The organism is Paenibacillus sp. J2R1T-4 (assembly GCF_059692235.1).
In genome coordinates this window covers 58,084-82,169 of the sequence record NZ_JCAUBA010000010.1, presented here as the reverse complement: position 1 = coordinate 82,169, position 24,086 = coordinate 58,084, and the positions used below count along the sequence as shown (strand labels likewise).

Annotated in this window: 24 protein-coding genes and 1 other annotated feature (1 of these 25 running past the window's edge); of the genes, 14 read left to right on the top strand and 10 right to left on the bottom strand. The window is 46.1% G+C overall.

Translation table 11 applies throughout. The features are described 5' to 3' along the window. Positions 1 to 234: 234 nt before the first annotated feature. The 3 genes from AC58QD_RS17690 to AC58QD_RS17680 all read left to right on the top strand — a co-directional run bounded on the left by AC58QD_RS17690 (position 235) and on the right by AC58QD_RS17680 (position 1,095). On the top strand, positions 235 to 606 hold the full coding sequence (locus tag AC58QD_RS17690; RefSeq protein WP_497335596.1) for a LytTR family DNA-binding domain-containing protein: 372 nt from the start codon (positions 235 to 237) through the stop codon (positions 604 to 606). Between the two features lie 116 nt (positions 607 to 722). Then, positions 723 to 935: a hypothetical protein gene (locus tag AC58QD_RS17685; RefSeq protein WP_497335594.1), complete on the top strand. Its 213-nt coding sequence runs from the start codon at positions 723 to 725 to the stop codon at positions 933 to 935. Beyond that, positions 925 to 1,095, top strand: coding sequence for a hypothetical protein (locus AC58QD_RS17680; protein WP_497335592.1), 171 nt, complete (start codon positions 925 to 927; stop codon positions 1,093 to 1,095). The genes AC58QD_RS17685 and AC58QD_RS17680 overlap by 11 nt, the downstream gene beginning before the upstream one ends. A gap of 200 nt (positions 1,096 to 1,295) precedes the next feature. On the opposite strand, the gene AC58QD_RS17675 is transcribed toward AC58QD_RS17680, so the two are convergent. Beyond that, positions 1,296 to 1,577: a hypothetical protein gene (locus AC58QD_RS17675; protein WP_497335590.1), complete on the bottom strand. Its 282-nt coding sequence runs from the start codon at positions 1,575 to 1,577 to the stop codon at positions 1,296 to 1,298. A gap of 259 nt (positions 1,578 to 1,836) precedes the next feature. Here AC58QD_RS17675 and AC58QD_RS17670 point away from each other — a divergent pair, with 259 nt between their 5' ends. From AC58QD_RS17670 to AC58QD_RS17650, 5 genes are all read left to right on the top strand, one after another. After that, positions 1,837 to 3,207 carry a YheC/YheD family endospore coat-associated protein gene (locus AC58QD_RS17670; protein ID WP_497335588.1) on the top strand — a complete coding sequence of 457 codons (1,371 nt, stop codon included), beginning with the start codon at positions 1,837 to 1,839 and terminating at the stop codon, positions 3,205 to 3,207. Between the two features lie 129 nt (positions 3,208 to 3,336). Beyond that, positions 3,337 to 4,338 (top strand): YheC/YheD family endospore coat-associated protein, encoded by a 1,002-nt coding sequence (locus tag AC58QD_RS17665; RefSeq protein ID WP_497335586.1) that lies wholly within the window; start codon positions 3,337 to 3,339, stop codon positions 4,336 to 4,338. Beyond that, the gene (locus AC58QD_RS17660) at positions 4,335 to 5,702 is read left to right on the top strand and encodes a YheC/YheD family endospore coat-associated protein (protein WP_497335584.1); all 1,368 of its coding nucleotides are present in this window, start codon (positions 4,335 to 4,337) and stop codon (positions 5,700 to 5,702) included. Before AC58QD_RS17665 ends, AC58QD_RS17660 begins: the two co-directional genes overlap by 4 nt. Next, positions 5,703 to 6,866, top strand: coding sequence for a YheC/YheD family endospore coat-associated protein (locus AC58QD_RS17655; protein ID WP_497335582.1), 1,164 nt, complete (start codon positions 5,703 to 5,705; stop codon positions 6,864 to 6,866). Between the two features lie 53 nt (positions 6,867 to 6,919). Then, entirely contained in the window at positions 6,920 to 8,131 is a 1,212-nt protein-coding gene (locus AC58QD_RS17650) for a YheC/YheD family endospore coat-associated protein (RefSeq protein WP_497335580.1), read from the top strand. A gap of 71 nt (positions 8,132 to 8,202) precedes the next feature. On the opposite strand, the gene AC58QD_RS17645 is transcribed toward AC58QD_RS17650, so the two are convergent. The 4 genes from AC58QD_RS17645 to AC58QD_RS17630 all read right to left on the bottom strand — a co-directional run bounded on the left by AC58QD_RS17645 (position 8,203) and on the right by AC58QD_RS17630 (position 11,665). Beyond that, complete coding sequence (locus tag AC58QD_RS17645) at positions 8,203 to 9,558, bottom strand: ABC transporter permease (protein ID WP_497335578.1); 1,356 nt, start codon at positions 9,556 to 9,558, stop codon at positions 8,203 to 8,205. Beyond that, entirely contained in the window at positions 9,555 to 10,262 is a 708-nt protein-coding gene (locus AC58QD_RS17640; RefSeq protein ID WP_497335576.1) for an ABC transporter ATP-binding protein, read from the bottom strand. The genes AC58QD_RS17645 and AC58QD_RS17640 overlap by 4 nt, the downstream gene beginning before the upstream one ends. A 208-nt stretch (positions 10,263 to 10,470) precedes the next feature. Continuing rightward, the gene (locus AC58QD_RS17635; RefSeq protein WP_497335574.1) at positions 10,471 to 10,995 is read right to left on the bottom strand and encodes an ADP-heptose synthase; all 525 of its coding nucleotides are present in this window, start codon (positions 10,993 to 10,995) and stop codon (positions 10,471 to 10,473) included. A gap of 1 nt (position 10,996) precedes the next feature. Next, positions 10,997 to 11,665 (bottom strand): HAD family hydrolase, encoded by a 669-nt coding sequence (locus tag AC58QD_RS17630; protein WP_497335572.1) that lies wholly within the window; start codon positions 11,663 to 11,665, stop codon positions 10,997 to 10,999. Positions 11,666 to 11,902: 237 nt separating this feature from the next. Between AC58QD_RS17630 and AC58QD_RS17625 the strand changes: the two genes are divergently transcribed. The 3 genes from AC58QD_RS17625 to nagA are packed head-to-tail and all read left to right on the top strand — an operon-like array spanning position 11,903 to position 14,667. Beyond that, the gene (locus tag AC58QD_RS17625; RefSeq protein ID WP_497335570.1) at positions 11,903 to 12,760 is read left to right on the top strand and encodes a MurR/RpiR family transcriptional regulator; all 858 of its coding nucleotides are present in this window, start codon (positions 11,903 to 11,905) and stop codon (positions 12,758 to 12,760) included. Between the two features lie 6 nt (positions 12,761 to 12,766). Next, positions 12,767 to 13,495 (top strand): glucosamine-6-phosphate deaminase, encoded by a 729-nt coding sequence (nagB, locus tag AC58QD_RS17620; protein WP_497335568.1) that lies wholly within the window; start codon positions 12,767 to 12,769, stop codon positions 13,493 to 13,495. Further along, positions 13,492 to 14,667 (top strand): N-acetylglucosamine-6-phosphate deacetylase, encoded by a 1,176-nt coding sequence (gene nagA / locus AC58QD_RS17615; RefSeq protein WP_497335566.1) that lies wholly within the window; start codon positions 13,492 to 13,494, stop codon positions 14,665 to 14,667. The genes nagB and nagA overlap by 4 nt, the downstream gene beginning before the upstream one ends. A gap of 194 nt (positions 14,668 to 14,861) precedes the next feature. Here nagA and AC58QD_RS17610 read toward each other — a convergent pair whose 3' ends face one another. The 3 genes from AC58QD_RS17610 to AC58QD_RS17600 all read right to left on the bottom strand — a co-directional run bounded on the left by AC58QD_RS17610 (position 14,862) and on the right by AC58QD_RS17600 (position 16,439). Further along, positions 14,862 to 15,137 carry a hypothetical protein gene (locus AC58QD_RS17610; protein WP_497335564.1) on the bottom strand — a complete coding sequence of 92 codons (276 nt, stop codon included), beginning with the start codon at positions 15,135 to 15,137 and terminating at the stop codon, positions 14,862 to 14,864. A gap of 124 nt (positions 15,138 to 15,261) precedes the next feature. Continuing rightward, a complete protein-coding gene (locus AC58QD_RS17605) occupies positions 15,262 to 15,888 on the bottom strand; it encodes a hypothetical protein (RefSeq protein WP_497335562.1) in 627 nt (208 codons plus the stop codon). Further along, complete coding sequence (locus tag AC58QD_RS17600; RefSeq protein WP_497335560.1) at positions 15,885 to 16,439, bottom strand: hypothetical protein; 555 nt, start codon at positions 16,437 to 16,439, stop codon at positions 15,885 to 15,887. The genes AC58QD_RS17605 and AC58QD_RS17600 overlap by 4 nt, the downstream gene beginning before the upstream one ends. A gap of 535 nt (positions 16,440 to 16,974) precedes the next feature. Between AC58QD_RS17600 and AC58QD_RS17595 the strand changes: the two genes are divergently transcribed. The 3 genes from AC58QD_RS17595 to AC58QD_RS17585 all read left to right on the top strand — a co-directional run bounded on the left by AC58QD_RS17595 (position 16,975) and on the right by AC58QD_RS17585 (position 19,975). Continuing rightward, positions 16,975 to 17,511, top strand: coding sequence for a hypothetical protein (locus AC58QD_RS17595; protein WP_497335558.1), 537 nt, complete (start codon positions 16,975 to 16,977; stop codon positions 17,509 to 17,511). 24 nt (positions 17,512 to 17,535) lie between these two features. Then, complete coding sequence (locus AC58QD_RS17590; RefSeq protein WP_497335556.1) at positions 17,536 to 18,426, top strand: helix-turn-helix transcriptional regulator; 891 nt, start codon at positions 17,536 to 17,538, stop codon at positions 18,424 to 18,426. A 106-nt stretch (positions 18,427 to 18,532) separates the two neighbouring features. Continuing rightward, the gene (locus AC58QD_RS17585; protein WP_497335554.1) at positions 18,533 to 19,975 is read left to right on the top strand and encodes an amidase family protein; all 1,443 of its coding nucleotides are present in this window, start codon (positions 18,533 to 18,535) and stop codon (positions 19,973 to 19,975) included. 147 nt (positions 19,976 to 20,122) lie between these two features. Here the strand turns inward: AC58QD_RS17585 and AC58QD_RS17580 are convergent, their stop codons facing one another. Both AC58QD_RS17580 and AC58QD_RS17575 read right to left on the bottom strand, forming a co-directional pair. Beyond that, positions 20,123 to 21,313 carry a hypothetical protein gene (locus tag AC58QD_RS17580; protein ID WP_497335552.1) on the bottom strand — a complete coding sequence of 397 codons (1,191 nt, stop codon included), beginning with the start codon at positions 21,311 to 21,313 and terminating at the stop codon, positions 20,123 to 20,125. A 5-nt stretch (positions 21,314 to 21,318) separates the two neighbouring features. Then, positions 21,319 to 22,605, bottom strand: coding sequence for a DegT/DnrJ/EryC1/StrS family aminotransferase (locus AC58QD_RS17575; RefSeq protein WP_497335550.1), 1,287 nt, complete (start codon positions 22,603 to 22,605; stop codon positions 21,319 to 21,321). A gap of 1,265 nt (positions 22,606 to 23,870) precedes the next feature. Beyond that, positions 23,871 to 24,086 (top strand) — a binding site (T-box leader) (it continues 73 nt past the right edge of the window).

Here is a 24,086-nt window from a genome sequence, read left to right as displayed (position 1 = left end):
ACTTGATCTGTATCTGACTGTATTACTTTTTATTATAGTAAGTTGCAGAAATAAGCACAAATACTCTATCATTTTGGTAAAATAATGTAAGGATTTACTTTTCAATTGATTTACATTGTAGTAACATTAATTTTAATATCATATGGAACTGTTTTCATTAATTTCCATCCCTTTTTAGCAAAAAAGTGGGCCTCAAGGCTCAACTACCAACAAGCTATTTTTGGAGTGAACCGGATGAAATTCCCTGTTACTCGCGATCTAGTCAACGATCAATCTATGATCCTGCTGGATGCTGAGGATGTGTTGTATATGGAAGTCGAGGAACGAACCGTCGTATTTCATACTGCAGATGACAAGTTTTATTTATTGGATACTTTGTCTGAGCTCGCTAAGCGAATGGGTTCGATTGGCTTCCAGAAGCTCGATCGTATTAATTTGGTTAATATGAACAAAATCAAGCAGTTCGACGATAAGGACTGTAAAGTGTTCTTCGACTCGGAAACTTCCGAGCACTCAAAAAGTACTACTGTCTCTTACACTAATAAAAATATGCTTATGGAACATGTTCGCCTAATAAAAGGAAATAATAATACCATAGATCTGTAAACTAGTAAACAAAAATACGAGTGATTCTAATTAGATATACACCCTCTATAAAATCCTTTATTCTGGAAATAGTCCTAGGATAAAGGATTTTTCTTTTCTTCCGAGAGGTGCATATTATGTCAAATGTAGTAGTTGACCGTCAAAATCTGGAGATCGCGATCCAAACCGTTCTCCACCGGTATCAGTCTGAACTAGAGCTGCTGCTCAGTCCGCAGAAGGATGCAATTATTAAAGAAATGGCCGAAGAGATCAGCCGTAAGGCCCATTTATTCCAAGCCTTATCTGAGAGCATGGCATCAACATTGGAGGCCGAGGCCCATGAGTTATAAATGTATCTCTCCACAGTTGAAGTCCAGTTGTTACAATTGCAAGTTCTATCAAGTCGGTGTTGACATGCTGAACGGACTTTGCTTTTATCTCAAAAAGGACGTTGGACAAGCAGCCATCGGGATCGGAACCTGCAATAACTTCGAGAAGAAATCTTCATGAATTGTACCAAATAGCAGATAACGGACACTCCTTATTCAAGGAGTTCTTTTTTTTAATTTTACCAGAACGTATGTTCGTTAACAAGAATAAATAATCTGAATGAGAAAAACCGCTAGAGAAGATCACTCGAGCGGCCCTTTGCGAGTTCATTTTGGTGCAATCGTTCAGTTTAACTAACAACTATGCAGCATCTGTTCCATCTATTTTCCGTTGTTCTGAGTAGGGCGGATTTGTCTTTGCAGCCACTGCTCACGCCGATGTCTCGCCAACCTTCTGACTTGCTTCAGCTCTTCTTCCTTCGCTTCATCCACACCAATAATCCGATGCAGATGGGCAGCAATAATGGTCAACGCGAACAAGATCCATACGACGCCAAATACGGTGGGTAATGTCAGGCCTTCGCCAATCGTCAGTCTCGGCACCGCATATATGAGCATACCTAGTGCTAAACTGAGATAACATACATTTTTCCATATTTTCATTGTATTCGCACTCCCCTAACTTGTACATATTGATTCATCCTATGCGCCTGGGAGCAGGCTTATTCCTTATTCCTATAATACGGTGTACAGCTATCTCCAAACTTTAGCGGGAGGCTCTGCAATAATTGCCCTTACTTTGACCAGGCTAAAAGCCGAAAATGCCAATCACCACTAGATATATGTCCTCATATGATGAAGTAGTTATTTCTCAAACTTAAGCTCGCGAACAACTAGAAGGTGCTTATGAAGGAGACCAATCATGGCTGGTACGAAAATAACCATTCAAGTGCAAAGCTCGAGCACCCTGATCGGCGAACAGACGATTATGATGAACGAACGCATAATCAAGCAACACAAGATTCCCGTTAACTCCTCGGTTGTCTTACGGTTCGGCACCTTCAAAACTCAAGTGACGATCATTTCCGCTCAGCACGCGGAGGGCATACGGATGGGGGAATCATTAGCCCACAGACTCGGTCTGCACCACAACACCCAACTCGGATTTCAGTACAAATCAGCCAGCCGCACGCTAACGATCGGCCCATTAATAGGTGTAATGATGAGCCGCATCTATACCGCTTCTTCCGATCGTCCATTTGGTTCGACCACTACATTCTGCAAGGAGCTGGTCGATGCATGCCACTCGTACGGGGCATTTGTGTTCTTCTTCACCACGAGTGATATTCCTGCCAGTCATCAGCATTTGGAAGGCTGGACCTATTCAGGTCGTTGGCACAAGTCCGAATTCCCAATTCCAGACGTCATTTACAACCGTCTCACCACTCGCAAATTGGAGAACAAACCCAGCGTTCAACATTTTATGAGGGAAGTAACATCTCGATTTGGCACTTCTATATTTAACGAAAAGTACTTGAACAAGACGGATGTATTCGATGCTCTGCGCAACGATGGGGTCTTAATCAAATACTTGCCTGAATCTCATCTCTTCAAAAATTACACCATGCTGAAATCGATGTCAGCCAAATATCCGGTTGTATTTCTTAAACCCATTACCGGCAGCCTGGGAAAAGGAATCATACGAATTACACGTATGAGCAATCAATCCTATGTATGTCACTTGACGAGTATGACAGGCACCAACAAGCAGACTTTTCCAAGCCTTGTGGCCTTTTTCTCTACCATCTCAAGCAAATTCAAGCAGACTCGATATCAGATCCAACAAGGCTTGCAGCTTATCGAGATCGGCGGGAGGCCTGTGGACTTTCGTGCGTTAGTACAGCGGGGAAGCGGCGGTGAGTGGCTCGTCACTTCAATCGTAGGCCGCATTGCCGGCAACAACCATTTCGTATCCAATCTGGCGCGAGGCGGCTCACTCAGCAAGGTACGTGAAGCGCTTGAGAAATCAAGCCTTCCCGCTTCCGTGAAACGAACAGTCTATGCACGGCTTAAGAAGGCGGCGCTCGATATTGCCAATGGAATAGAAAAACAAGTACAAGGGCATTTCGGGGAGCTTGGTGTTGATCTGGCCGTTGATTCGAACGGCAAAGTATGGCTGCTAGAAGTGAACTCCAAGCCGTCCAAGAACGATGGAACGCCGATGTCGGAGGGAACGATTCGTCCTTCTGTGAAACAAACGATTCTATACGCCCGCTATTTGTCGGGCTTCTGAGGTATGACTATGAATGATCGAAAGAAACGCTCGTATGTAGGAATCATGGTTTGTCAAAAACAATTGAGCCCCCCGTTCTCTGATCAGCGCTTTTATAGCCGTTTATGTCGAATAGGGCGCAAGCTCGGAATGGTCGTTTTTGTTTTTTTCCCGAACCGATTCATGATTGAAGAACAAAGTGTTGAAGGCTACACGCTTCTGCCGGGTGAAGACAACTGGTCAGTTGGTCGATTCCCCCTGCCGCAGGTGGTCTATGACAGGTGCTTCTATACGACTAGTTCCAATTACGGTGAATACCGGAAATGTATTCGCAAGTTGAAGGAGCACCCCGACATTCGGTTTCTTGGTTACGGCCTCAAGGGGAAATGGGATGTGCACCAGATGCTTATGCGTCATGAAAGCTTGCGCACCTATTTGCCAGATACGAAAAAACTGCTAAGCCAGAAAACGCTAATAGATGAATTGAATCGATCGGAAGCTCTTTTCCTCAAGCCTGAAGCAGGCTCACAAGGAAAAGGTGTGCTCCGCCTAACCCGTAAAGGTAGCTTTTACCATCTTCTCGGTCGAAACAGACGCAATGAGAGGATTGAGCGGACATTCCATTCAGAACGGTTCTTGCTTCAATGGCTGTCATCCTTCATAGCTGGCCGCCCCTATCTGGTTCAACCTTATCTTTTACTGAACACTCGCGATGGCGACCCTTTTGATGTTCGTTGTTTAATACAAAAAAATCGCAAGGGTATCTGGGAAGTTGCAGGCATCGCTGTACGGCGCGGGAAGTCTGGAAATGTCACTTCCAACTTGCACGGCGGCGGCGTCGCTGTAGAGCTTATGCCATTCCTGCTCAAGGAGTTCGGCCAAGAGAAAGCATCACAAATTCATCGCACATTACTCGAGATCGCGACACAAATTCCAGAAACATTGGAGCAACACCATGGAAGATTAGCAGAGCTTGGCATCGATCTTGGAATCGATACCGCCGGAAATGTATGGATCCTGGAAGCAAACTCAAAGCCAGGTCGGTCAGCGTTCACCCACTTTTCCGACCCAGCCGCCAGAAACGCTTCAATCCGTAATCCGATCTACTATGCACGCTATCTTCTGGACACTACTAGGAGGGTCATTTCATGAGCTTGACGTCATGCTCGATTCAATTTGCACAGCGAACCGACCGGGTAGTCCATATGTCCTCGGCCCTTGTGAAAGCACTTCAGCTCACCGGTACCAACTCGCTCACATTGAAGCTCGGCAGTAAAACGGCAACCGTTTCATTAAGAACGATAAAGAAGCCAGGTAAACATATGGTTCTCCCGAGCACCATCAAAAACCAATTGCTTGTACCCAGAAGCGGAACCATTATGGTAATGACGAACGGTCCCAGGGAAGTCCAAATTGGCCCCCTGATTGGAATATTGACGAATGCATCCAGTTCAAGTGTGATCCAGCCCTTTGGAATCCGTTCTTCCTTGTTGAAGCACTATATCCGGGTAGGCAGCAAGCAATCCTACTACTTCGCCTTCCTCCCGAACGATATTAATTGGCAGGAAGAAACGGTGCTTGGCTATTTCCCGACTGTAGAAGGTTGGGTTCGCAAAGTCGTCCCGATACCTGATTCGGTCTATAACAGGCTTGCGAATCGACGAGTCGACCGCTCAATGTCCATGAATCATATCAAGGAGCGGTTCGTACGAAGAGGAACGAGTCTTTTCAATTGGAGCTTCTTCGACAAATCCGATGTCTACAAGCTGCTCGAGGATGAGAAAGAAGCGAATAAACATGTCCCTGAATCCCATAACAACCCTTCGCCAGACCGAATAAAGGAGATGCTGGAGAAACATCGCTTCGTATACTTGAAACCAACCGCAGGCAGTCTGGGAATAGGTATTTATAGATTGACTTATCATCCGAAGCGGGGGTACTTCGCTCGTTTCCGCCGTCAGGGCAAAAATGTGTTATTCCGTTTCACTCATATAAACGGCTTATACAAATTGCTTAGTTCCCACAGCCGGATGCGCAGTTATGTAGTCCAACAGGGGATCCGACTGATTGAGCTGGATACATGTCCTATTGATTTCCGCTTCCATCTCAATAAGAATGCGAGCAATCAGTGGGTCGTTGCTGGAATTGGAGCCAAGAAAGCAGGAAAAGGCAGTGTTACGACCCATGTCAAAAACGGCGGCCAAATCATGACCCCTGAGAATGTGTTAAGTCGTGTTTTCGGAGCAAAAGGAGACACGATTCTGCAGGACGCCAAGAATGCCGCCATCAAATTAGCCGAAGCTATTGAGCGCAACGGTCGACATAACCTGGGTGAGCTGGGCCTTGATATCGGAATCGATCAGAACGAACGAATCTGGATGTTCGAAGCGAATTCCAAGCCTGGACGCTCCATCTTCAAGCACCCTCTGTTGAAAGCACAAGGCTACGCATCCCTCCAATATATTTATGAGCATCTCACTTACCTTGCTAATTTCAGAGCGAGGAGGGACAATTAGGTGGATATTTCCAGTCATCAAGCACTGCATCGCCCCGTTCTAGCTATCTTAACAATGGATGATGAGAATGAGCAATTTCGCGGTAATCGCAGCAATTTCATTGATTTGATCCAAACAGGATACGAAATGGGTGTATCCGTTTGTGTCGTCACCGTGAAAGACCTTAAGCTTAGAAACAAACGCATTATTGGTTATCTCTACAATCCGGAATCGAACATGTGGATCCAACAATGGATAGCCATCCCTCATGTGATCTACAATCGGATTCCCTTTCGACAAGATGAAGCGTTGCAGGAAGTGCAGCTGACGCTTCAATCTTGTCTTAGAAACCCGCATGTCCGATTGTTCAATGCAGCCTTCTTCAATAAATGGACCTTGTTCGAGTGGTTGAACAAGGCCAAGACTACGGCAAAGCACATTCCAGCCACTAGAAAAATGACATCCAGTATTGAACTTGAAACGTTGCTTAAAATGTATCCCACCGTCTATTTGAAACCGATTCGCGGCAAAGCTGGCAAAGGGATTATGAAGGTACACCGCAAGTACCGGCACACTCTCCGCAGACCGGAATTCAGGCTGAGCGTTCAGGAAACAAAAGGCAGTCATGTCTTTAAATCTGGTACAATACCCCAGCTGTGGACGAAAGTTCAAGAGCAGATGGAAGACGAAGAATACATTATCCAGCAAGGCATCACGCTTGCCCGTCACAAAAGGAGACCGTTCGACCTGCGCGTTCTCGTTCAGAAAAACGCCAAAGGCGAGTGGGATCTCACTGGAATCGGTGCCCGATTGGCTGGAAGGAGCAGTATCACGACCCACGTCCCTCGCGGAGGCTCCATCGACGATCCAGCGAAATTACTCGCTTCCAGCTTCGGCTCCGCAGGAGCTCGCCGAATATTAATGCGAGCCAAGAAAGCGTCACTTGCCATTGCCAGACAAATCGAGAAAAAGTCGGGTCATCTGTTGGGCGAGATGTCCATGGATCTAGGAATTGACGTTGGCGGGCATATCTGGTTCTTCGAAGCGAATTCCAAGCCAATGAAATTCGACGAGCCGCATATTCGCAAAAAATCATTGGAACGAATCATACATTACTCGCTTCACCTCATTCGTTTGAAGCATGCAAAGGCTTCCGGGACTACAACCACAGCTGTTCAAGTGTAAATTACCCTACAAAATATAAATGCATAAATGTTAAAAAGAAGGTGAACCTGTACTTGTCAAAGCCAACATTGGGTGTTATGACGTTGTATTTGAATTCCAACCATCATCTGGAGGAGCGAGTCTACTTTCGTAAACTGATTGCCCAAGGTAAGAAGCTTGGGCTTCAGGTTATCGTCTTCACTCCTCAGGATGTCGATTATAAGAACGAAAAAGTTCACGCTCACCTCTATGATCTCACAGAAAAAACATGGAGCCGGAAGTGGGTAGGCTTCCCTCATATTATCTATGATCGCTGCCGGTATCAACCGAACGAGCGCTTCCGGCAGTTCCAGAGATTCCGCGCCGTCTACGGAAACAGACTGACCTTCCTGAATCGGCCGATCGGCAACAAATGGGCCGTTCATCAACTGCTGTATCGAAACGCGTCGATTCGCCCTTATCTTCCAGTAACGAAAGTGTACCGCTCATCCAGCGATTTAACGGAATTCGTAAAGCGTCGTAGTCTGGTTTATATGAAACCGATTAATGGCACTGGAGGGCGGGGCATTCTGCGCATTGAAAAAAAGCGAAGCGGATTGTTCCTCATTCAGGGCAGAGACCGCAGCCGCAGAATCATATCTCCCCGTCTGGCATCGGATAAACAGATTGGCATTAAGCTTGCAGGATGGGATTTGAAAGACCGATATTTGATCCAACAAGGGATCCAGAGTAAGATGAGTGACGGCAGAGTACACGACTTCCGTCTCCTCATCCAGAAAAACGGAGAGGGGCAATGGGAAGTGACCGGCTGCGCCGGTCGCGTCGGACCCAAACGCAGTATCACCTCCAATCTGCACGGGGGCGGTGAAGCAGTGCCGCTGCTTACGTTGCTCAGACAAAAGTTCTCTCCGGATACCGTCACCCAGATTACTAAGGAAATTAACACTATGAGCCATGCGGTAGCGGAGTTTCTGGAGAAAAATTACGGCAAGCTGTGCGAGCTGGGCTTGGACATCGCTGTTGATCCGGGTGGTCATCCCTGGCTGTTGGAGTTAAATCCCAAGCCTGCTCGTGAGGTGTTTGCACGGATCGGAGAGCTGGATACGTATTCCAAGGCCGTCTCAAGACCTCTCGAATACGCTTTGTGGGTTTATCATAAAGGCAAGCGCCAACCTGATTCAAGCACCAAGTCCGATGCAGATTGGATCAAGGAGTTCTCTGGCAGCGGAACCAACATCGGCAGCAGCAATGACGGCAGCCCTGTCAGCAGCGATGTCAGCAGCTAGCTTAAGTCTTTATCATTAAGGTGAAATATAAGAACCTGACCGGGGAACGTCCCAGTCAGGTTTCTTTGTAATTAAACGTCGCGTCTGAGTGCTTTCAGAACGTCTACTTGGGTTGCGCGGATTGCTGGACGGAGTCCGGACAGCATGGCAACCAGCAAGCTAATGGCAACGCATATGACCGTAAGCGTAATAGGAATGTAAGAGAAGATCAACCCTTCAGGAGGGGTCTCATTAAGAAAGTTGGATATCACGAACGGCAGCGCCAAATTCACGGAGATGCTGATTGCATAAGAGACAACCGTTCCTATAATAGCTCCGAGCAGCCCTATATAGGTACTCTCAATCAAGAAAATACTTTTCACTGTGGACGGATGCGCTCCGATCGCCTTCATAATTCCAATGTCTTGCGAACGTTCCGTAACGGCCATCGACATCGTATTGAAAATTCCGATCGAAGCGATCAATACCGCAATCGTGCCTACGAGCAAAAGGCCTATTTTCATAATCGTAAATATCATATTAACTTGCTTCAGTTCATTCACAATCGAATGACTGGCATAATTTTTATCACTCATTGCCGCATCGATCGCCTTCACATGCTCCACATCGTTTGCGTACACATGCACATCATCATACACCCTGGCTGCCAACGGACTAGCCTTAGGAATATCACTATTTTGATCCGGAAAATTGATCTGTCCTCTAGGGGTCTGAGTGAAAGCCTCAATCTCTTTCAATACCGCTTCGGAAATATAGACGGATTGGTCTTTTGCCCATTCTCTCGTTGGCGCTTGTGTAACCCCTACGATAGTGACCGGAATGACTTTCTTTTGTTCCACTTTATTTACAAATTGTTTGACTTCCATATCCAGCTTCTGGTTCAACACTTGAGGCACATTTTTGTTTGCTTCCTGTTTGGATCCGTCACCCGACGGTACTTCCTTCGGCTCTTCACCAGGCTTGCGAAGGGATTCAGCGAAGTTATAACCGACAATAATCTCATTGTCTGCTTGAGGCATCCGCCCTTCGGAAAGCTCGAATCCTGCTTTGATCTCAGATGGCATATGCACAACCATTGCCTGGCTCTGTGTAGTTAAACCGCCAACCGTGTGCACGAGAGACTGCCGCACCATTTGTCTGCGTGTGACACTTTTTACATTTGGGATCGATTCCAGAAAGGTAAGATCTTCTTCTGTTAATTGCTGGTAGTTCTGTTTATCATCTTTTTTTCCGTACACATTAATGTCGGTCAACAGGCGGCCTTCGGTAATTTCATCAACAACACTCTTCTGCAAGCCGAAGCCAACGGAGGCCAATACGATCAGGAAGGAGCATCCCATAGCGGTAGCAAGAACGGTCATGAATACGCGGGATCGGTTCTTTTTCATATTTTGCCGGACGAAGCGGAACTTATCTTTCCATTTCATTGGAGAACCCCCTTCGCTGTGCTTAAGGATTCCACCATACGACCATCTTGGATCAATAAAGTCCTGTGTCCGATGGATGCGACTTGATCATCATGCGTAATGATTAGAAAAGTGATGCCTTGTTCTTCATTCAGCTGGCGTATAAAGGCGAGCAAGGACTGCTCATTCTCACTGTCCAGGCTTCCCGTAGGTTCATCAGCTAACAGGATCGGCGGGTTTACAATTAAGGCTCGCGCTATACTGACCCGCTGCTGCTGCCCTCCAGATAATTCACCCGGGTAATGCCCTCCCAGCTCCTCCAAGCCGACCTGCTTCATCATCGCTTCTGTCCGAGCCTTGCGTTCCTTCTCATCGACACCCTTCAACACAAGCGGAAGCTCGACATTCTCAAAAGCCGTCATGCTCGGAATAAGCTGGAAGCTTTGAAAAATAAAACCGAACTTCTCCAGCCGGAAATCCGCCCATTCCCCTTCACTAAGCTTCGTAACATTACGTCCGTCAACTATAATATTGCCTGCCGTTGCTTTCATGTAGCCGCTGATCAGGTTAAGCAATGTAGACTTCCCTGACCCGCTCCGTCCGACAATGGTGACGATCTCTCCCTTTTTGACATGCAGGTTTATTTGATGCAGCACAGGAACAACACGTTCCTTGCCTTTTTTGCCTATGCGAAATTCATGGTTCAAATCAGATACGGTAATCATAGAATCCTCCAATTAAATTGATTGCCCTTCCTTTTACTTCTTATGGACACTCATGACTATACAGGTAGAATCTTAAGTTACATGAAACAAAATCTTAAGAAGATCTTAAACTCTTGGGAGGCGCCCAAAACAGAAAGAGGTTTATGCCGAAGGACCTTCATCCTTACTCTGCACAAACCTCTTCATATAAACTAGCAATTGGTTGTACTCACAATGTACCCCAGTCATTCGACGAAGGATCTTGCTCCAGCGCAAATTCGAAATCATCCACATCAAAGATTTGCACGGGAATATCGGATTGAATCACTTTGTCCAGAAATTCGAGTTGATCGCTTAACATCGGGATCTTCTCACGAATGGCAGTTAAGATCATCTCGGTCTCGATCGGATCGAAGATTTCCCCATACTGTTCACTATCAACCGCATACATAACCGATATCGTTACTTCATCATTGACGAGCAAGCTCGGGCTCATCCGCCATGGTGCAAGTAATGCACGCTCCAGCTTGAGTTTGTTAAAGGGCGTTTCCAGAAAAGCGATTAGTTCACTAATCTTCAGCTTCACATGGGCATCATCCTCAGAATCGGGCATGACTGGCTCGCTGCTCTCCCGCATTTCATATAATTCCAGAATCGTCGAATGAGGAATTACATACTCAACTGGCACTCCTGGAACCATTAATTCACCGTAGGTCGCGAGCATAACCGCTTCGATAACGAATCTTCTTTTCATCTTACTCCACCCAATCCAGTAATTGGGCGAACGAGGTGATGATCATATCCGCCCCATCCAGCTCCATTGCTTTACCGAACTCTGCATATCGGCAGCCCACAACAGGCAAACCATTCTCCTTACCTGCTTCCACGTCCGAAGAGCGGTCTCCGACCATCCAGGCTGAGGTAATCCCGTGTGTCTCCAGCAAAATATGCACCAGGTCAACCTTCGATCTAGTTTCATACTGACCGGCGCTGTATAGATCCGTGAACAAATGGCCTAGTCCAAGGTTAGCAATAACTTCGCGCACGTACACTTCTAATCCGTTACTCGCTACGAACAGCTTCACTCCTCGTGCATGTAAGGCGGTCAAGATTTCCAGCACACCTGGATACAGAGCGCCGATACCTTGCTCCAGCATCACCTTCTGATGGTGCAGCAGCAGCACATCTGCCCGATTGCGGACTTCGATGGATGATTCCGGCAATACTCGCTCCCAAATGTGTTCAAGCAGCATACCCAGACTGCTCAAGATCCGTTCAGCAGGAGGTGTTTCCCCTGTATATGTACCTTCCGCGCGCATTTCATCGAATGCAGCATCATAAGCAGGTAACAATAATGTTTCCGTCTGGAACAAAGTTCCGTCCAAATCGAATAACATGGCTTCTGGACATTGTCGTTTATTCATAAAAGCTACTCCTCATTCCTGTCTACTCTACTTTTTTTGAGATCAAATTTATTTTTAATACAAACATGATTTGCAGTGGAAGTCAATGGTTAAACCCAATGAAATCAGGTAACCCTTCAAAAGGGATAATATATTGCGAAAATATTACATATTTTGACTAGCTACGTAAATAATTTTCGTGTAATATAAGTATATTAGTAAAATTATTTACACTAGTGTTTGGGGTGATGATTATCCATGTCCGACATTTTGCGTGCCATACAGGCTAACCTTGATAGCTTTAACCCGAAGGAGTATAACTTGGCCGCCTATATTGCCGAGCACCCTGGGCAGGTAGTAAGAATGGGCATTACGGAGCTTGCTGAACAAGCCGATACCAGTACGGCCACGATCTCCCGTTTCTGTAAAAGCTTCCATCCTGGCGGCTTCACCGGTCTCAAGATGCAGCTCGCTACGGAATTGGCCCAAATCCAGCCAGCCGGGTCCTATCAGGATATCGTAGCAGGCAACTCCCTTGAAAGCATTATTGCCGCCATGGAGGCCAACCACCTGCGCTCGATCTCGGACACGTCCAGAATGTTGGACTTGAAGCAGCTAAGGCGGACATTGGACGCACTCCATCAAGCAGGTCAGATTGATATTTATGGGGTTGCCACATCGGGCATAGTTGCAGAGGATTTCTATCAGAAGCTCATTCGGATTGGCAAACGCGCCCGTTCATTCTCAGATCCTCACATGCAGGTAACCTCAGCATCGAATCTGACCGAAAGCGATGTAGCTATCGCCATTTCTTATTCAGGGGAAACCTTAGAGACTATTGATGCCTTACGTTGTGCCAAGGAGAGCGGAGCTACTACGGTCTCTCTAACCAAGTACGGGCCTAATACGTTGTCCTCGCTAGCAGACATTACGCTTACGCTATCCTCTCTTGAGGAGGGTATGCGCCGAGGTGATATGGCATCCAGAATGGCACAGCTTCATGTCATCGATATCCTGTTCATGGGTCTCGTCAGCGAATCATTCGATGAATACGTCCCTAAGCTTGAACAGTCTTACCAAATGGTCCGCAAATATCGTAAAGAAAGAGGAAGATAATTCACTATGAATATTCTAAAATTCGCATCCCAAGACAAACTGAATGAGGCTGGAGCAGGCATTATTGCAGGCTTGGTGCAAACGAACCCAAGAGCCGTTCTAGGTCTGGCAACTGGCGGTACACCTATTGGCATCTACAAAGACCTGGTGGAGTCTCACAAAGCCGGGATGGTTAGCTTCAAATCGGTGACTACCTTTAATCTGGATGAGTATGTAGGCATCCCGGAAGACCACCCTGAGAGCTACCACAACTATATGAACGAGCATTTATTCCAGTATATCGACGCTAATCCAGATAAGATCTATATTCCCAACGGGAACGCAGCTGATCTGGAACAAGAATGCGCACGTTATAACGCTTTGTTAGATGAAGCCAAACAAATGGATCTGCAGCTGCTCGGCCTTGGCCATAATGGCCACATCGGCTTCAACGAGCCTGATCACGCTCTAATGAGCGGGACTCATATTGTGAAGCTTAAGGCAGAGACTCGCTCGGCGAACGCCCGCTTCTTCGACTCCATTGATCAGGTGCCCACACATGCTCTGACAATGGGTGTAGGCACGATTTTGAAGGCAAAGATGATCCTTCTTGTCGTCCGCGGAGCGGATAAAGCCGAGATTGTCCATCGCGCCCTGACAGGACCGATCACCACGGAGTGTCCAGCTTCCTTGTTGCAAACTCATCCTCATGTTGTCGTTCTATTAGATTCTGAATCAGGGAGGTTGTTCGAATGAAACCTACTCGTATCATAAATGCTTCTGTCGTTACCGAAGAAGGAGTCGTTGAAGAAGGAACAATTGTATTTGACAAAGGTGTCATCATTTCCATTTCAGCTGGAGCGGCCTCAGACAGCTCCTTCGATGGTGAAACGATTGACGCCGGCGGCGCATGGGTCCTGCCTGGCTTTATTGACGTTCATGTCCACGGAGGCGCTGGCGGAGATTTCATGGATGCCAGCACTGAATCGTTGGACAAGATCACTCGCTTCCACGGAGGAAACGGCACAACCACTATCCTTGCTACGACTATGACCGCATCCAAGAGCGATATCGAACATGTGCTTGCCAGCGTCCATGCCTACCAACAACAAGAGATGCCGGGAGCCCAAGTGCTGGGTGTTCATCTCGAAGGTCCATTCATTAACCCGAAATGGAAAGGTGCGCAGAACCCTGCTCATATGCTTGCGCCGCAATTAGAATGGATGAAGGAATGGGTTGAGCAATATCCCGGTCTTATTCGTCAGCTTACGTTGGCTCCAGAATCAGAGGGTGCTTTGGACTTTATTGCGTGGCTAAGAAAGAATGGCATTAATGCCGCAGCCGGTCATACCGACGCAACCTTTGAGCAGATTGAAGAGGCGGTTCAACACGGCTTGAACCAGGCTGTGCACACGTATAATGCGATGACACCGCTGCACCACCGTAAGCCTGGGACTGTAGGCGCTGTGTTAACGAACCCGCAAATTTATGCAGAGGTTATCGCAGACGGACATCATGTACATCCGGTTGCGATCCGCCTCGTCACGATGGTTAAGAATAACAACAACCTGATCCTTATTACAGATGCCATGGCGGCTGCCGGGTTGGGTGACGGCCTGTATGACCTCGGCGGATTGGCGGTTGTGGTCAACGACGGCGTTGCTACTTTGAAGGAAGGCAACAGCCTTGCCGGAAGTACGCTGACCATGATCGAAGCCTTGCGCTACGTTGTTGAAAAAGTTGGCTTATCGGTACCCGAAGCAAGCGCAATGACCAGCTCCAACGCTGCTCGTCAGCTAGGCATATTCGAGCTGACAGGCAGTCTGCAGGTTGGCAAACAAGCCGACGTCTTGCTAGTATCCCCGGAGCTCCAATTGGAACGTGTCTGGGCTAAGGGAAAAGAAATCCCTACATTCCTCAAATCATAAAATAAGCTCACTCCTTGCGAAGATTATACCGGGTTGTTCGCCGTATAATTCTCGCTTAGGGGTGAGCTTTTTTTATTTGATCTGATCTTACTAGCAAGGAAGATCATCTTAGCTCGATTACCTAACGTGAGAAGTAAGACGGAAAAGGGACGATAATAGGCATAGAAAAACCCGCTCCAGAATCAGGCGGGTCTTCAATTACTGTTGTATTGGCAATAGAGATTTGGATCACCATTGCGCTCAAACTGAGCAATAGCAACTTTTCCAAATCGGATCAAGCTTCCAGTTCCATATGTTTCCTCTCCGCAGTTCAAACACTGACGAACACGAAAATTATGCATTCTTAACGTAATACCTTTGTAAGGCTTATCCAACGTCTTATGATTGATAACCATTGGATGTTCACACGAAGAACAACGTCCCATTTGGGGTGCAACGGTAATCTTTTTGTCCATGACCTGAGCTCCCATAAAAGTCCCCTCCTCCATGGTATTTAACCTCATTTTACTTGGTAGAACCTTGAAATACAAGGGGAACAGTAATTATATAAGAAGATATTCCATAGTATGGACAAAAAAGAACCGGTATAACCGATTATATTAGCGGTTTCCGGTCCAAAACAGTTACTATCAAGAAAATATCAATAACAATTCCGTTTTCATCTAAAACGGTGTCAAATTTAAAAGTAAGCCTGCCTTCATATCCTCCATGATTACCTGAGACAGTGTAAGTCATATTTTCCAAACTCTCTCCGTTAGCGTGAAACTTTACCGTTGCCTTATGGACATCTACAAGATTGCATAATATTTGGGCCATTTCCTTGAGGAGTTCATCCTCCTCTATCGACCAGCCTCGTTTAGTTAATACCTGTGGATCGTCCCTTAAGTAATCTTCACGGACATGTTTATGTATCTGTATAACATCATTATCTAGGCAATATTCGTAATCCTTCTTAGTTACTTCCGCCACTGCCGTTAGAATAATTAATTTCTGCTCTTGACTAAGCGAATTCCGAATGGCAATACCATTCTTAAAGACGACGTTATCTTTAGGCAGTTTGCCAATTTCTTTTGATACTTCCTGAATATTTTCTTCCGAAAGATCAAACTTGCAATTAACCTTTAGTTTAAAAGATTTTGCTTCTTCTTTAGTTTTGTATATAAATTCTGATGCCGTCGTCTGGACAGTATTCAAAGCACTTTCCGTTGATTCAGAACTCATTCAATTTCCCCCTCACCATTATGTACCTTTATTTCTTCCCTAGGTATCCACCAGAACTTTGTAATTTGTAAAGCCCATATCTTCTTGTCTACAATGTGTCTCCGAATTGTGATCTCACTTTTTCCAGCAAGTTTCGCCGCCCACGATATAGTACCGATTTGACTCGCGACAAGTCCTGTATCTAATAAGTATTGCTGGCGAACAGCACTCTTCTCCAGCTTTTCAACGTACTGACGTAACTCCATGAATTGTTGGGTAAGTTGGTTGATGAGAGCAGCCTTCTCCATATCAGTCTTTATTGTTTCACCCATTTTATATGATTGCATTGCTACTTGGTTAAGTGGGTTCCAAAAAAAAAGATCATCTTTTGTAAACAGGTCAATCCTAAAATCATGAACTAGCCTCCAAATACCACCGAGCAAATTATTAGCGTTCGAGTAATGTTTTTGTTTGGAAAAGAACCAACGGTTCAGATTATGCATTTTTGATTTCAACAAGATGATTAGTTCAAAGAGATTGTCTAACTCCACTTGGGATAAATGATCATTCACTGGCCTTCTCCTCCAAACTTTATTAATAAGGGTTCCAGATATATCTAAAGATATATATTTGTTTATCATTTTGCTATAAGGACATTCTAACAGGCTATAATTGGAAAATCAAGGTCATAATATAAATAAAAAAGCTCCCTTCAATTTGGGAGCGAAGCATTGCTATATTAAATGCACCTGTTCTCTATCCTTCAACTAATTCTAGTCAGTACTATTATGTGGAATCTGAAACTCGAGCTCCTACAAAACCTTTGGCGCGTCTAATTGAGTGACGGCAAGTTGAAGCTTGGCGTTTGAATCTACCGCCGGAATGAAACGTGATTTCGCCTGCGCCCCCTACGCCCTCCTGATCTGTAGTTTTTATTTCAGGTCGTCCTTAAGTTGATATTTTTTCTCGTTCAATTGGAAGAAGCTTATTGAACATTATTTCGATTTTTTGGTTCAATCGTCCTGCCCGTCAGTTTCATTATTAATTTTGTTGAAACAGGTTTATACTAATAGTACTAACTCATTCATTGAAGCGGAGGTCACTCTTATGCCACGAACCGTTACGCATGTCCCCTATGGATACGAGCCTGAGAAAGAAACGATTCGAGGCACGTTGATTGTCTACGATGCTTTCGATATCCATTACACGCTGAGCGATTTGCAAGCTTTGTGTGATTGGGCAGAGCAGCATGACATGGCTCGTGTGGTGTTATACCCGCTTCATGAGCAAACGATTAAACGAATGGTCTCCAAACCGGAGGCAGCCGCTGTTGAACCTTATCATGTCCGGCTTGAGCGGTTAGAGGAGCTGAGCGGTCATATCAAGAACATATCTATCGATATCGATGAGTGGGAGCGCAAACGCAAGAAATACACGCCGATGGATTCGGCTCTGCAATTTCTAACGGACAAATATAAAGGCCCTCACTTTCTCGGTATTTCCGGTAAAAATGCAAATTCGTTTGCCGCCTATTCGAGCTTCGAGCCTTGGATTCGGAAGCTGCGACTAGTCATCTACTCGGTAGATCAACTCCACCCTCACCCCAAATTAATCAAATTTGAGAACCGCTGGGAAGCGATTTAGTACGTTTGAAGCGGAGGAAGCAAGATGACAACTTATCCAATCTATCAGGATGCCCTGTCTGTTTCTAAGCAAAAAAGCGGTTATTTTCCATTCTATATCTTACTGAACAGAATCCCTTATCAATCTCAATTGCATCATCATGATTTTGCCGAGCTTTCGTTTGTCCTGTCTGGCAGCGGCTATGAGATTATTAATGGTCAGAAGCATCGCATGTCGCCTGGAACGGTGTCATTACTGCTTCCTCATCACATTCATTCGATTGAAAGCGATCCTGAGAATCCCATCTCCCTGTATTCTTGCATGTTTGACCTAAGTATTCTTCTGGATTCGGAGTATGATAGTGTGTTAAGCAACCTCATTCTTACAATCGGGGTTAAAATGCCATCCTTTCTCGAAATACAGTCTCATCGAGCGGCGAGGATTAAGCGGAATCTGGATGAAATGATCGAAGAGTCTGAACGTGATTATTTCGGGAAAAATATTTTCATCCGTCACAAATTGATTGAAACCTTACTTCTCGTGATGCGCGAACATCAGACACAAGTGACAACATCCAACGCGGACACATTATCGGATTCCTCTTCCGACATCATAAGGAGCATTCTTCAATATACGCATACTCATTACCTTGAACCTTTATCACTCAAGCTGTTGGCCGATATGTATCATAAAAGCAGTCCCTATCTTAGCCGTATCTTCAAGAATCATATGGGACAAAGCTTTCAGGACTACTTAAACTTGCTTAGAGTCAGTAGGGCATCCACACTGCTCGTCACCTCCGATATAACGATCACGGATGTTGCCATAGAATCTGGCTTTGAGCATTTCCGAACTTTTTCTCGTGTCTTCAAAGAGGTTAAAGGCCTCACACCCAAGGAATACCGCAGCTCTAATAAAACAACAACAGATCATTAAGAATTCATTCGCAGCGTCTAGTTTAAATAAATGAATCTTTACCCTTTTCTCTTCCTGTCCGCTCTGCTACGTTTGTTGTATCCTAGAGCAGCAAGGAGAGATTTTTTTGCATTTTCAATTGGAAGAAACGACAATCCGTACCATACGGGCAGCCTTCGATCGCGGTGAAATAACTTCACACGGCCTCACTCTCCTTTATCTGGAGCGTATTGCTCGGATCGACAAATCCGGACCAGCCCTCAACGCCGTACTCGAATTAAATCCGGATGCTCTGTACATTGCAGAAAAGCTCGATCAGGAAAGAAAATCAGGCATGATTAGAGGACCACTGCACGGTATACCGATTCTATTGAAGGATAACATCAATACAGCGGATAAAATGCATACAAGCGCAGGCACATTAGCATTGGCTAACTCCTTTGCAACCGAGGATGCCTTCCTGGTTACCCAACTAAGAAATGCCGGGGCAGTCATTCTGGGTAAAACCAATATGACCGAGCTTGCCAATTTCATGACGACCGGTATGCCTAACGGTTATAGCTCAAGAGGCGGGCAAGTGCTTAATCCTTATGGGCCAGGGGACATTCGCGCTGGAGGTTCAAGCTCCGGTTCTGCCGTTGCCGTCGCTTCCAATCTGTGCGTAGTTGCGGTTGGAACAGAGACGTCAGGTTCCATCCTTAATCCAGCCTATTACAACAGTCTGGTTGGGATTAAGCCGACTGTAGGTCTTATCAGTCGATCGGGGATCATCCCGATCTCTTACACGCAAGACACAGCAGGTCCCATGGCCCGTACTGTCGAGGATGCAGCCATCCTGCTCAGTGTTATGGCCGCGGTATCCGACCCTGCGGATGCATCTACCCTGCTCGCTCCAAGCCGGGAAGGACCTGATTATCAATTAGCCTTGGACACCGAAGGACTTCGGGGAGCACGCATTGGGATAAATCGCGGATATATCGAGGATTTCTCGGATGAAGAGAAGCAGTTAATTGAACAAGCCATCCTACAAATGAAGGAAGCAGGAGCGGTAATTATAGAGCAGACCAACTTGCCTCACATCGCCAATAGCTCTTCTGTCCTGCTCTATGAGTTCAAATCTGCGATTAACCGTTATTTGGCATCGCTCGGACCTCATGCTCCTATACGTACGCTTAGAGATCTCATAGATTACAATAATCTTAATCATCTGCAAACGTTGAAATATGGACAGAGAACATTAGAGAAAGCAGAGTACGAAACCTCAGGGACTATGACCGAAACCAAATACATTCTCGACCGTTTACGTGACTGGCGAGCTTCAAGAGAGGACGGAATCGACAAACTGGTTGCCGAACACCGTCTTGATGCGCTCTTCTGTCCGGGCATAACAGATTCAGCAGCTGTCTCGGGCTACCCGTCCATAATCGTTCCGGCAGGCTTCCAGGACAACGGCTCACCCTTCGGTATTGCCTTTACTGGGAAAGCCTACAGCGAGTCTGCTTTAATCCGAATCGCTTACAGCTTCGAACAGAAGGTTAACGCTCGAATCCCGCCGAGGTTGCAAGATTAATGCTTAAAACAGAGACAAAGAAATTTGTAACACAAATGTAATGTAATTTTCACACTCCCTTAATGTTAATTGGTTATTCTATGGATGACCCCCTTTTTAAAATATAAATTTTAAGACCCGCAGCTCATGCTGCGGGTCTCTTTCTGTCTAAATTACCTCTGCAATCAAGGCATGGATCTGTTGAATGAAAATAGACTCTACCTTCTCGTCGAACGGCGTTGTATTCATCTCATAGCCGCCCAGTCCATCCCGAAACGCCTCAATGGTCGGGATGTAGCCCGTGTAACCATTCGCCACACCTGAGAACATGACAAAGCGACTGGAGAGGAATGGTTTAATTTTCTCTATATACCCGTTAAAGACTTCTCCTGATACAGATATCAGAACCAGCTCTCCGAGACTCACCACGGATATGGTGACGTCTAACTCAGGAACATGAAAATCATCACGAGTAGGGAGGCTGACACGGCGTTTACCGCATTGTATCGGTCTGCTGACAATAGTGTGACGAGCAGCAATTGCAAGCTTGATATCTTCGTATAGCTGTTGCGACGTTGAGATCATATGGTTATAAGTATCTTCCGTTGAGCCATATCCGGGGAAGATCGGGCATATGTCGCCGCTGAAGCCTTGCGTGAACAAGGAAACAAAGCGGTTCCCTACTTCAACCTCCAGCTTTCCCATAGCTAGCCCGACAAACTCGGATGACACACGATTCACAGGATTCCGCAGCAATGTAGGATGAGCAGCATAATTCACGAGCGCAGCATAGGGTTCTCCTGACACAGTCTCCATATAGGCAACCGTTAAGGTTTGATCAATGGGGATGTCATAATTAGGTGTAAGGGTTGGACGACGGTTGGAGGAGATCTTGCACTCTGTCACCCCTACGCTTACTCGAACAGGCACAAGCTCTGAGCCTAGCTGCGATATTGCAGCCTTAATTCTTGAAGTATACTTCTCTGGAAAGTGAGCAGGCGCACTGTGGGTATGTGTTGCATGAACCGATAAGCAGGCTTCCTCAATGCCTGCTGCTTCGGCCCATTGTCTGGAAGTACCTTCAGGAAAGGTGTTGATAAATTCTCGCATCGGCCCCCCCGGTACTCCAGATGGATTGGCTACCTTGCTGATCTTTTCGTTGGTCAAGCAGCAATCAATACTGACGATTACGCTTCGAGCATGACCGTCGTCGAGCATAAGAATCCTGGCATACAAGTCATCTACTATATCTTCAGGCGGCGTGGCAATGTGTTTGTCCGGGTCATACCCTTGTAGAGGAGCCCTTTCCTCTGGTGTGATCAATACTTTGGCAGCCGCAGCGTACAGGTTGTCGCGCATCACACTCACACTCCCTTCTTGTTATCATTCTGGCGTAATCTTAATGAAGCCTTCCTTATCGCCTGAATAGCATCCTCACAATCTTCATCCGTAAGGGATTGATGGAGAGAGATGCTCACGGCACGACTTAAAAAGCCAAGTGTGCGCGGGCACATATCAGGGCTGTAGGTGACGTTGCCTTTGTAGCTTTGACAAGTCCAGGGATTATCGTGTTCTGACGCTCCCCGTTTGTTCATAATGTACTCCCAGTTGGAGTAGATATGGCGATCTGCAATCCCTTTGTTGTGCATTGTTCCGTTCGGAATGCCTTCCTCTCTCAGATAAGTAGAGAATTCCAATGCCGCTTCCTCATCAGCCGCAAATAGAATCAAGCTGTAAGAAACGTCGCCGGCCTCGTCGGGGATTCTCTGCAATTGCAGTTCCGGGATATCGCTTATTCCTTGTACGATCTTCTGTTTGATCCTCTGAAGCTGGGCGACCAGCTTATCAATTCTCTGTGATTGGGCCAAACCAAGCGCAGCATTAATCTCACTCATCCGATAATTCTCACCTGGAAATGGAGCGACATCGCCCAGTTTATTAGCTCCCCAGTAAGTTAAAGCAGAATCATGGTAAATACAAGCGCGCGCATAAATACGCTGTTGATCCGTAACAACCAGTCCACCTTCACCTGATGTGATTAGCTTGTATTGTTGAAAGCTGTAGCAGCCCACATCGCCGATTGTCCCCAGAGGCTTGCCCTTATAAGAGCCTCCATTGGCTTGTGCAACATCTTCAACGACGAGAAGTTTATGCTTGCGCGCTATGGATACAATCTCATCCATCTGACAGGGAATACCCTTCATATGAACAGGAATGACCGCCTTGGTGTACGGAGTGACGGCCGCTTCAAATGCCTGAGGATCCATAGTCAAAGTATCATCCACCTCAACAATGACAGGGACGGCGCGAGCAATCAGGACCGCTGCTGCTGTTGCTATGTAAGTATAAGAAGGGACAATTACTTCGTCGCCTGGACCTATCCCCGCTCCAATCAATGCAGATACCAAGGCAGACGTTCCCGAATTGACGGCAAGCGCATGCTCGACCCCCAACCTTTCACAGTATAATTGCTCTAGCCGTGAAGCCTCAGATTGTTCAATCTCTCCTGAATAAAACCGGAAGACGCGTTTTTTGTCCAGAACGTTCAGCACGTATTCACGTTCTAGCTCTCCAAACTCTTCAGAGCTAATAAAATTTGGTACCCATGGCTTTGATCGTATCGGAGTGTGTGATATTTGTTCTGATTTCATGGCTTCCCTCCAGCAATATAATTTAATAAATAAATTATATAAGAATATATAGAGGGTGTATACTGGTTACTATATATTTTATAGGTCATTTTAAGGCGGCTTATTTCCTGGGAAATCCCGTAAATAATAAACAGTCCGATACGGATTGGTCTATATGGTTGAGTTCAGTTAGACGCTTGGGAGGACAGTTAGAGGGATCGGATGCTGAGCAGCGTTTCACGAGCTGTAGAGCGGATTTTCCGCTTTAAAGCAACGCCAAGCAGCGCTTCACACGTGCTGTAGCGCGGATTTTCCGCTTTAGAGCAATGCGAGGCAGCGTTTCGCGAGCTGTAGCGCGGATTTCCGCTTTAGAGCAATGCGAAGCAGCGCTTCACGTGCTGTAGCGCGGATTTTTCCTTTAGAGCAATGCGAAGCAGCGCTTCGCGAGCTGTAGCGCGGATTTTCCGCTTTAGAGCAATGCCAAGCAGCGTTTCGCGAGCTGTAGCGCGGATTTTCCGCTTTAGAGCAACGCCAAGCAGCGCTTCACACGTGCTGTAGCGCGGATTTTCCGCTTTAGAGCAATGCGAAGCAGCGTTTCGCGAGCTGTAGCGCGGATTTTCCGCTTTAGAGCAATGCGAAGCAGCGCTTCACGTGCTGTAGCGCGGATTTTTCCTTTATTTCGAATCAACAATTGTCAGATTAGTGAGAAAACGGTCTGATTACCGGAAGGTCTTTACGTGGTTGAGTTTAGTTAGCGCGTGGGTGGGCAGGAAGATGGGTTATAATTAATGAAGTGTTTGGGTTACTTGAACTAATGCTTCCAGAAAGCATAGTTGGAGTTCAACTCGTCTTGTATAAAAAGAACCCCTTTCGGGGTTCTTCTCAACGGTGTTTGGATTAGGTACAACTGTCTCGAACGTTTTCGAATCTTGGGTCTTACCTTCATTGACACTTTGCAGTTAGGAACTACAATAACGTCTCTGCGGCACATCCCCTCGCTTCTATTATAATTCTATAACAACTTCCCTGGTATTTCTCGTTAAATAGCTCAACGGAACCACACCTCGCTTACACCGTGCTATTAATATGTCATTGAAGGTCTCATAATATTCATCATCTATATACACATTCCAATCAAACTATGCTTCGCAACTAATAAGGCACCCATGATACCCTGCTTGGTACCGTAAGTCGGACAATAAACCATATTTTACCGATTGTGTTAAGCACAACTTGACACACATGGCTACCGCATGTTATAAAGCTAATCATACAGTCATGACTGATTAAATTCAATGAAGAGAACAAGTAAGCTGCCTATTCTGTTCCCCAGAGAGCCGGTAACTGCTGCAAGCCGGTGTTCAGATCACAGCCGAACATCATCTCCGAGAAATGAAGCTGAAAGTCCGGAAGCAACGAGCTTGTCCGCAGACGAATAAGCTGAATCGGATTTCCTCCGTTACAGGGGACGCGTATGGTGGTACGTGTATCGAGTGCTGCGA